Origin of the sequence: Nostoc sp. (assembly GCF_041747015.1) — a bacterium.
Lineage (GTDB): Bacteria > Cyanobacteriota > Cyanobacteriia > Cyanobacteriales > Nostocaceae > Nostoc.
In genome coordinates this window covers 1-8,041 of sequence record NZ_JBGTFY010000341.1, presented here as the reverse complement: position 1 = coordinate 8,041, position 8,041 = coordinate 1, and the positions used below count along the sequence as shown (strand labels likewise).

At 38.1% G+C, this 8,041-nt stretch carries 10 protein-coding genes and 1 pseudogene; 6 read left to right on the top strand and 5 right to left on the bottom strand.

Translation table 11 applies throughout. The features are described 5' to 3' along the window. The 6 genes and pseudogenes from ACEW80_RS27575 to hypB form a co-directional block, all read left to right on the top strand. Positions 1 to 394 (top strand): annotated as a pseudogene (locus ACEW80_RS27575) (carbamoyltransferase HypF); the annotation flags it as partial. 82 nt (positions 395 to 476) lie between these two features. Continuing rightward, entirely contained in the window at positions 477 to 737 is a 261-nt protein-coding gene (locus ACEW80_RS27570; protein WP_373529661.1) for a HypC/HybG/HupF family hydrogenase formation chaperone, read from the top strand. A 106-nt stretch (positions 738 to 843) separates the two neighbouring features. Then, positions 844 to 2,025, top strand: coding sequence for a hydrogenase formation protein HypD (gene hypD, locus ACEW80_RS27565; RefSeq protein WP_373529660.1), 1,182 nt, complete (start codon positions 844 to 846; stop codon positions 2,023 to 2,025). Between the two features lie 53 nt (positions 2,026 to 2,078). Further along, entirely contained in the window at positions 2,079 to 3,182 is a 1,104-nt protein-coding gene (gene hypE, locus ACEW80_RS27560) for a hydrogenase expression/formation protein HypE (RefSeq protein WP_373529659.1), read from the top strand. Positions 3,183 to 3,195: 13 nt separating this feature from the next. Next, positions 3,196 to 3,537: a hydrogenase maturation nickel metallochaperone HypA gene (hypA, locus tag ACEW80_RS27555; protein ID WP_373529658.1), complete on the top strand. Its 342-nt coding sequence runs from the start codon at positions 3,196 to 3,198 to the stop codon at positions 3,535 to 3,537. Then, on the top strand, positions 3,528 to 4,364 hold the full coding sequence (gene hypB / locus ACEW80_RS27550) for a hydrogenase nickel incorporation protein HypB (RefSeq protein WP_373529657.1): 837 nt from the start codon (positions 3,528 to 3,530) through the stop codon (positions 4,362 to 4,364). The genes hypA and hypB overlap by 10 nt, the downstream gene beginning before the upstream one ends. A gap of 83 nt (positions 4,365 to 4,447) precedes the next feature. Here hypB and ACEW80_RS27545 read toward each other — a convergent pair whose 3' ends face one another. The 5 genes from ACEW80_RS27545 to ACEW80_RS27525 form a co-directional block, all read right to left on the bottom strand. Beyond that, positions 4,448 to 4,906 (bottom strand): hypothetical protein, encoded by a 459-nt coding sequence (locus tag ACEW80_RS27545; RefSeq protein ID WP_373529656.1) that lies wholly within the window; start codon positions 4,904 to 4,906, stop codon positions 4,448 to 4,450. Positions 4,907 to 4,915: 9 nt separating this feature from the next. Then, entirely contained in the window at positions 4,916 to 6,223 is a 1,308-nt protein-coding gene (locus tag ACEW80_RS27540) for an AAA family ATPase (protein WP_373529655.1), read from the bottom strand. Positions 6,224 to 6,387: 164 nt separating this feature from the next. Then, the gene (locus tag ACEW80_RS27535) at positions 6,388 to 6,762 is read right to left on the bottom strand and encodes a hypothetical protein (RefSeq protein ID WP_373529654.1); all 375 of its coding nucleotides are present in this window, start codon (positions 6,760 to 6,762) and stop codon (positions 6,388 to 6,390) included. Beyond that, the gene (locus tag ACEW80_RS27530; RefSeq protein WP_373529653.1) at positions 6,752 to 7,759 is read right to left on the bottom strand and encodes an LLM class flavin-dependent oxidoreductase; all 1,008 of its coding nucleotides are present in this window, start codon (positions 7,757 to 7,759) and stop codon (positions 6,752 to 6,754) included. The genes ACEW80_RS27535 and ACEW80_RS27530 overlap by 11 nt, the downstream gene beginning before the upstream one ends. A 23-nt stretch (positions 7,760 to 7,782) precedes the next feature. Beyond that, the coding region (locus ACEW80_RS27525) for a hypothetical protein (RefSeq protein ID WP_373529652.1) at positions 7,783 to 8,041 on the bottom strand (259 nt) is incomplete at its 5' end.

Here is an 8,041-nt window from a genome sequence, read left to right as displayed (position 1 = left end):
CAGCTTAAATAATCATAAAGAAACGCTAATATATCCTTTTAGTTTTAGCTTTTCAGATAGTATTTATTGTATAGATCCTTGTCCAATGTGGCAAGCCTTACTCAATGACTTACAGCAGCAGATTCCACAACCAGTGATTGCTGCCAAATTTCACAAAGGTTTAGCGAATGCGATTGTGGAAATGGTTAAGCATCTTTGTCAAGAAAATCTGATTAATCAGGTAGCCCTCACAGGAGGAGTCTTTCAAAATTGTATATTGTTAGAGCAAGTTACCAAAGGATTACAAGCATTGGGAATAAAAATACTCACTCACAGCTTAGTTCCAGCTAATGACGGCGGCTTATCTTTAGGACAAGCAGTTATTGCAGCCGCACAATTCATACATGAGTGTTGATATTTGGCAAACTTTTGCTCAGAAATAATTCTCTCTGCGTTCTCTGCGCCTCTGTGGTTCGTTTATCTTGATAAATAAAAAAATGTGCTTAGGAATTCCCGGACAAATTATAGAAATTACCAACGTTAATCATAAATTAGCCATTGTTAATATTGGTGGTGTTAAACGCGAAGTAAATATTGCTTGTATCGTAGATGAACAACATCCCGCCGAAACTTGTATTGGTGATTGGGTATTAGTACACGTTGGCTTTGCTATGAATCGAATTAATGAACACGAAGCAGCGGAAACATTACAATTATTCCAAGAATTAGCAGCAGCACAAGTAACACTTACTAATTAAGTAACTTATTACTTTTAGGACTTAGTATTTCCTTTTTTCTTTGCGCCTACTCTCCGAGATCGCTAAGAGCGATTGCGTGAGGTAATAAAACCACTTCCTATGCCCTATGAAATATGTTGACGAATTCCGCGAACCGGAAAAAGCTGAAGCCATACGCCGCGAAATCGCCAAATTATGCAATCAGCTAGAAAAACCTATCAAAATCATGGAAGTATGCGGCGGACATACCCACTCTATTTTTAAATATGGTATCGAAGAAATATTACCCGAAGCCATTGAACTAATTCATGGGCCTGGTTGTCCAGTATGTGTGATGCCAAAAGGGAGATTAGATGATGCGATCGCAATCTCCCAAAATCATAACGTCATTTTTGCCACCTTTGGCGATGCGATGCGAGTTCCTGGTTCCAAAACGAATTTACTGCAAGCCAGGGCACAAGGTGCAGACATCCGTATGGTGTACTCTCCCCTAGACAGCTTGCAAATTGCCAGAGATAACCCCGACAAACAAGTAGTTTTCTTCGCCTTAGGCTTTGAAACCACAGCCCCCAGCACCGCCTTCACCATCCTGCAAGCAGCAAGCGAAGAAATTCATAACTTTAGTATGTTTTCTAATCACGTCCTCGTGATTCCCGCCCTTAAAGCCCTATTAGATAATCCCGACTTGCAACTGGATGGATTTGTTGGGCCTGGTCATGTCAGCATGGTAATTGGCACTGACCCTTATGATTTTATTTCCCAACAATATAATAAACCAATTGTCGTCTCAGGATTTGAACCCTTAGATATTCTCCAATCAATTTGGATGCTATTGCAACAGCTAGTAGAAAATCGTTGTGAAGTTGAAAACCAATATAACCGAATTGTTCAAAAAAGCGGGAATACAATAGCGCTGCAAGCCATAAACAAAGTTTTCGCGGTGCGAGATAGTTTTGACTGGCGCGGCTTGGGTGACATTCCCTATTCAGGATTAAAACTTAAACCTGAATATGCCCAATTTGATGCCGAACTTAAATTTACCATTCCTAATCTGAAAGTAGCCGACCATAAAGCTTGTAAATGTGGAGAAATCCTCAAAGGAGTCTTAAAGCCTTGGGAGTGCAAAGTATTCGGTACAGCTTGCACACCAGAAACACCCATTGGTACTTGCATGGTATCTTCCGAAGGCGCTTGTGCAGCCTATTACAAATATGGACGACTCTCCACCATTGCCAAAAGAACAATCGCCCAAAAACCAAAAATAACTCAAGAACCTCTCCCCGCCTGCGGCTTCTCCTCAGACTTATAATACTCCGCGTACCTCTGCGCTTTCCTTTGCGTTCCTTTGCGTTAAAAAAAAGTATGAATATATCCCCCACAAACTCAATACAAAATCCCCTCTTTCAAAAATTACAACAAGCCCCCCATCGCCAAGCTAAAGTACAAGATACTCATATAACTCTTGCACATGGCAGTGGTGGTAAAGCCATGCGTGATTTAATAGATGATATATTCGTCAGCACTTTTGATAACCCAATTCTCTCCCAACTAGAAGACCAAGCCAGCTTCAACTTAGCCCCTCTTCTACAACAAGGGGACAGACTCGCATTTACTACAGATTCCTATGTTGTAGACCCGTTATTTTTTCCCGGTAGTGATATAGGAGAATTAGCTATCAACGGCACAGTTAATGATTTAGCTGTTAGCGGTGCTAAACCTTTATATTTAACTTGTAGCGTAATTTTAGAAGAAGGATTACCCGTACAAACCTTGCGGCGTGTTGCAGCCAGCATGAAAACAGCCGCAAAAAAAGCTGGTGTTCAAATTGTCACTGGTGACACAAAAGTTGTACATCGCGGTGCTGCCGATAAACTCTTTATTAATACTGCTGGTATTGGTATTATCCCACGAGGAGTTAGTATTTCCGCCCACAATATTCAACCTGGAGATACAGTAATAATTAATGGTGAAATAGGCAATCATGGTGCAGCAATTTTGATTGCCCGTGGAGAATTAGCCTTAGAAACTAATATTGAAAGTGACTGTCAGCCGTTGCATAGTTTAGTAGAAACTATTCTCCATGTATGTCCCCAAGTTCATGCTATGCGAGATGCTACACGCGGTGGTTTAGCCACAGTTTTAAATGAATTTGCCCTCAGTTCTAATGTGGGAATTCGTCTCTACGAAGAATCTATTCCAGTGCGTGAAGAAGTCAACGGAGTTTGTGAAATTCTCGGTTTAGACCCATTGTATTTAGCTAATGAAGGTAAGTTAGTTGTAGTAGTACCAAAAGAGAATGCTGATAATATTTTATCAGCTATGAAATTACACCCAGCAGGTAAAGATGCTTGTATTATTGGCGAAGTTATTCCTTCACCTCCAGGTATCGTATTATTAAAAACAGTTTTTGGTGCTGAAAGGGTTGTTGATATGCTCGTAGGCGACCAATTACCACGAATTTGTTAATAGATTTTATAGTATGCACGAACTTGGAATTACCCAAAATATTGTGGCAATTGTAGCTGAACACGCCAGAGGCGCAAAAGTGCAGCGAGTTTCATTAGAAATTGGTAAACTTTCAGCTATTATGCCCGACGCTATCCGATTTTGTTTTGATATTTGCACTCAAAATACAGTTTTAGCAGGGGCGACATTAGAAATTTTAGAAATTCCAGGTTTAGCAAAATGTCGGCAATGTGGTGCAGAAATTGCTTTAGATAAACCATTTGGTATCTGTAACTGCGGTAGCGTGCAATTAGATTTAATTACTGGTGAAGAACTGAAAATTAAAGAAATAGAAATAGAGGAATTATGTGTGTAACCTGCGGTTGTTCTGATGATAGCGAAACTAAAATTACCAATCTAGAAACAGGTGAAGTTGAACATAACCATTATCATCATACTCACAGTTTACCAAATGGTACTGTCATCACTCATTCTCATATAGAAGCGTCTCAAGTTCATGCCAAAATACATAATACAACAATATCCCTAGAACAGGATATATTAGCAAAGAATAATTTGATAGCTGCCCAAAATCGGGGATGGTTTAAAGGTCGAAATATTCTCGCCTTAAATTTAATGAGTTCTCCCGGTGCAGGTAAAACAACTCTTTTGACGCGCACCATCAATGATTTAAAACATCAATTATCTATTAGTGTCATTGAAGGCGACCAAGAAACTGCTAATGATGCCAAAAAAATTCAAGAAACAGGTTCTAAAGTCATCCAAATCAACACCGGAACAGGCTGTCATTTAGATGCATCAATGATAGACAAGGGGTTACAACAACTGAATCCGCCAATGAATTCAGTTGTGATGATTGAAAATGTAGGAAATTTGGTTTGTCCAGCCTTATTTGATTTGGGAGAAAATGCAAAAGTTGTGATTCTCTCTGTCACCGAGGGAGAAGATAAGCCGATAAAATATCCCCATATTTTCCGTGCTAGTGACATAATGATTCTCACTAAAATTGATTTGCTACCTTATGTAGATTTTGATGTTCAAAAGTGCATAGAATATGCTAAAGAAGTAAATCCCCAAATTCAGATTTTTCAGGTTTCTGCAACTACTGGTGCAGGGTTGGATAATTTGTATAAATGGCTAGCTGAAAAAATAATAAACTTTTCAACGGTAATTACCGCGTGACTGCTACGATAGATTAGAGTATTTCTTAGAAAGTAAAAATTAAACTTCCCAGAGGTTAATCACCTGATAATATTAACGACTACTTAAATACTTTCTGGTAAAACCTGACTCATATACTTTACAAAGTCACGACTATCGTCACCATTGTGTTTCTTGAGCCGTTTCTTAAGTTTAATTTCGATAGAACTTTTAATATCAGGGGTTGGCGTTCTATTCAAGACAATACGGGCATAAATTTTAAAATCCTGAATTTCATCCATAAGTATAGTAATAGATGAATTTATCTGAGCAAGTGCTTTTTTCAAGTCCTGCCCCTTTAATTCCACAAAAAATGCTAGTTTATCTTGACAATTCAAAATTAAGTAATCGCATTTTTCTCCTTCTCTAATTAAACAGTTATCTACCCTAATTTTGCAAAACTCTTTACTGCTTACATTAGTAACTCTATATTCTTGTGAATTACCAGAATCTCTGACAACTATTGTTTTTCTAGTATCACAATAGTCGATGCATTCACTTTTTCTAAAAAAATCGTTACACATATTCAATATTCAGTTGTCGAGGTTGAACAAATTATTAAACTTGTTATTAATTATACTGGAAGCACTATCTATTTTTTCTGCTTTAATAAGTTTAAGGTCTTCATCAAAGATTGATTCCCATAGACTTTCAGAGACAAAGTAAGCTGAAGTACGATTTGGATCAAGCCAAATATTCCTATTTACAATACTCTCCACAGCTTCTTTTTCCGTACCAACCTTATTATTACCAATTTGATAAGCATATAACAAATTGTTAAAAGACGATAGAATGTATGGACTGTGGGTAGTTACAACTATTTGATTATTATTAATATTTGCTAATAAAGCAATAAGTTCTACTATATCACTTTGTGTTTCTGGATAAAGATGTGCTTCCGGCTCTTCAAATACAATGAAGACACTTGTTCCATCTAAGATATATCTAAATATAAGTAAAAGAATCCACACTGACTCCTGTTGCCCTGAAGAAGCATATTGTAGTTTCACATATTCTTTATCATTTAGGTAAATTCTTTCGCCATCAGATTCAAATCGATATTCACCTCTCAGAATTTTTCTAATAATACTAGTAGCATACTTGACCTCATTTAGATTAGCTTCTTCACTGATCAAACTCTCTCTCTCTTCAATTAATAGATTCAATGTATCTCTAAAAAAAGGCTTTAATCGATTTATTCGCTCTACAAAAGATTTCATAAAGAAATCTAAAGTATATGGTTTTATATCCTGAAGCTGCTCGGCCAAAGTTGATATTAGGCTTCTACCAGATGGTATAAATACTGTAGTTCTTGTATCTTCAAATAAATCATCAATATGTGATTTAATGGATTTGAGATATTGTATTTTTTCCAAGTCTATTTCTAATGTTTCATCTAGAGTTACATAGCGAGTTTGACTTCTTGACACTCTTTCGTTATAGTTACGCACATTCTTAAATATCCCGTTCATATCATCCAAAATATTGGAATTAAATTTTACATCTACATAACCTTGAGAGTTTAAAGAAATTGTCATTTCTTTTTCATTAGAGTAGTAGTATTTCAGAGTAAACCGCGGCATATGCTTAGTTGTACCAAAACAATGTAAAAATCTGTTCCTGAGATGTTTTGAAAACTCATTAATAGGTCTCTCAAGCTGCTCGTTCGTGACATCTAACATGAATTTACTTAGTTCATCTTTAATAGATTTAAATAAGAAGATTGACTTACTAAGTGTACTTTTCCCGCTTGCTTGCGGGCCAATTAAGAGCATTACATCCTTGACATCTGCTTCAAATCTCTTGATAGTCCCAAAATTTTCTATAGAAATTCTTTGCACAACTTTGACAATTCAACTTAGATTGAAGTACAAAATTACTAGTAATAGCGTAACATAAGATATAAAAATTGCAACACCCTGCACTTTAGAAGTACAGGGTGAAAGACAGCAATAAGGATGAATAAGCTATATTTTGTGTGATTCCCAGTTCATGCCTATTTACCTCAAAGCCAATCTCGATAAGCTGATATTTCATTTACGCTGATTTCAAACGGCATCCCTTTGCCAAATGGCGGATAAACGCGGATTTTGGCATTAGTAGCAAACCGCTCTAACCTATTACCTAACTGGGCAATATTGCTGACTATATGCCAGTAAGATACTAAGTCAGGGCAGTCAATAATTAATGTTAGGATGCTAGCATTTGTTGTGAGATACCACTGACAATTAGATAATAGTACTCGCGTAATGCGATCGCACGCTAGATAAAAGCATCTACCAGTAGACTGTTCTAGCTCCATTTGCAGCATTCCATCCTGTTTTGTTACCTCAACTGGAGGTAAATCATCGGGAGGAAGTAGGTATAGTTTAGAAGACATAATTTCGCACCTCTTGGTTATAGCGCGTCAAACTCTCCAGGTTTTTTTGCATATCTGAAGAAGAGGGTTTGAGTGCTAGCGTACCTAAATTTAATTCGTCCTGAAATTTCTTGATTCTGTCTCGACAAGTCTCCACATCACCGATAATTGAGTTCTCAATCAAATAATCTTCATCGAAACAAATGTTTGTCCGATCAAATGGTTTTTGGTTGGGATTCGCACTATTCTGTAATACTTCAGCCGAATTAGCTGTCATTTTCTGGCTAAATTTGCGAATGAAAGGTAACGCCTCACTCACTGCTTCATCCAATGTTTTGCCAACATAAAAGAAACGTGCCAGCACAAAGTTTTCCGCACCACTAGAATTTAAGGCTCGATATTTGGTAACAGTATCCTTCAATCTCTCTAGGGAAAATGGCGGCCCACCCATTAAGCTGAAGGAATGTTTAGCGGCAAACTCGATACCATCATCCCCGCCAGTGGCAACATACACTGGTATTTTACTCTGCAATGGTTTAGGGTAAATTGTCAGGCGATCGCATTGATAATACTGCCCATTAAATGATACATCAGTTTCATATAAAAGCTTTTGAATCAATGCGATCGCCTCTAGCATCTTGGGACGGCATTCACTTGGTAGTGTCGCAAAATGCTTATTTTGTTGGGGGAAGGGGCCGCCTTTGGCAACTCCAAATAATAATCGTCCATTGCACAAGTTATCCAAAGTCGCAATATCTTCCGCTACCCTAATCGGGTTATGGAATGGCAACAGCACCGCCGCAGTGCCTAATTGGATAGTTGAAGTCAGTCCCGCAAGGTGTGCCATTAACAGCAACATGGACGGGCTGAGATTCGATTCACTAAAATGATGCTCACTCACCCAGGCTGACTCAAAACCTAAAGTTTCAGCCCGTTTTACCAGCGCGACTTGCTCAAAGATGGCACGACGAGCATCTTGGTGATAATTATCGTAATTGCAGAAAATTCCAGTTTTCATTACTTGCGTTGATACTTGAATCACTAAGTTGCAACCCACTGCAACTCCAACCATAGGCGTGGGTTGTTTTGTTTGACCTTCGACATCGGATCGCGCAACAATCGCTTGGCATTCATGCAGACTACCTGCATTAGACCCATGTTGTCTGCTACTTCTCTGAGTATTTCTTTTTGAGCTTGCACACAGGAAATCATTTCGTCAGAGCAATAAATTCCTATATATTGCAAACGTCTGGCAGGTCGTCCCCAAAAACAGGTGATGACTTTCACATAACACCCATCC

What these genes read in the sequence shown, in the direction of transcription:
- ACEW80_RS27570 (WP_373529661.1), top strand. Translation starts at nt 477, where the DNA reads ATGTGCTTAGGAATTCCCGGACAAATTATAGAAATTACCAACGTTAAT.
- hypD (WP_373529660.1), top strand. Translation starts at nt 844, where the DNA reads ATGAAATATGTTGACGAATTCCGCGAACCGGAAAAAGCTGAAGCCATA.
- hypE (WP_373529659.1), top strand. Translation starts at nt 2,079, where the DNA reads ATGAATATATCCCCCACAAACTCAATACAAAATCCCCTCTTTCAAAAA.
- hypA (WP_373529658.1), top strand. Translation starts at nt 3,196, where the DNA reads ATGCACGAACTTGGAATTACCCAAAATATTGTGGCAATTGTAGCTGAA.
- hypB (WP_373529657.1), top strand. Translation starts at nt 3,528, where the DNA reads ATGTGTGTAACCTGCGGTTGTTCTGATGATAGCGAAACTAAAATTACC.
- ACEW80_RS27545 (WP_373529656.1), bottom strand. Translation starts at nt 4,906, where the DNA reads ATGTGTAACGATTTTTTTAGAAAAAGTGAATGCATCGACTATTGTGAT.
- ACEW80_RS27535 (WP_373529654.1), bottom strand. Translation starts at nt 6,762, where the DNA reads ATGTCTTCTAAACTATACCTACTTCCTCCCGATGATTTACCTCCAGTT.
- ACEW80_RS27530 (WP_373529653.1), bottom strand. Translation starts at nt 7,759, where the DNA reads ATGAAAACTGGAATTTTCTGCAATTACGATAATTATCACCAAGATGCT.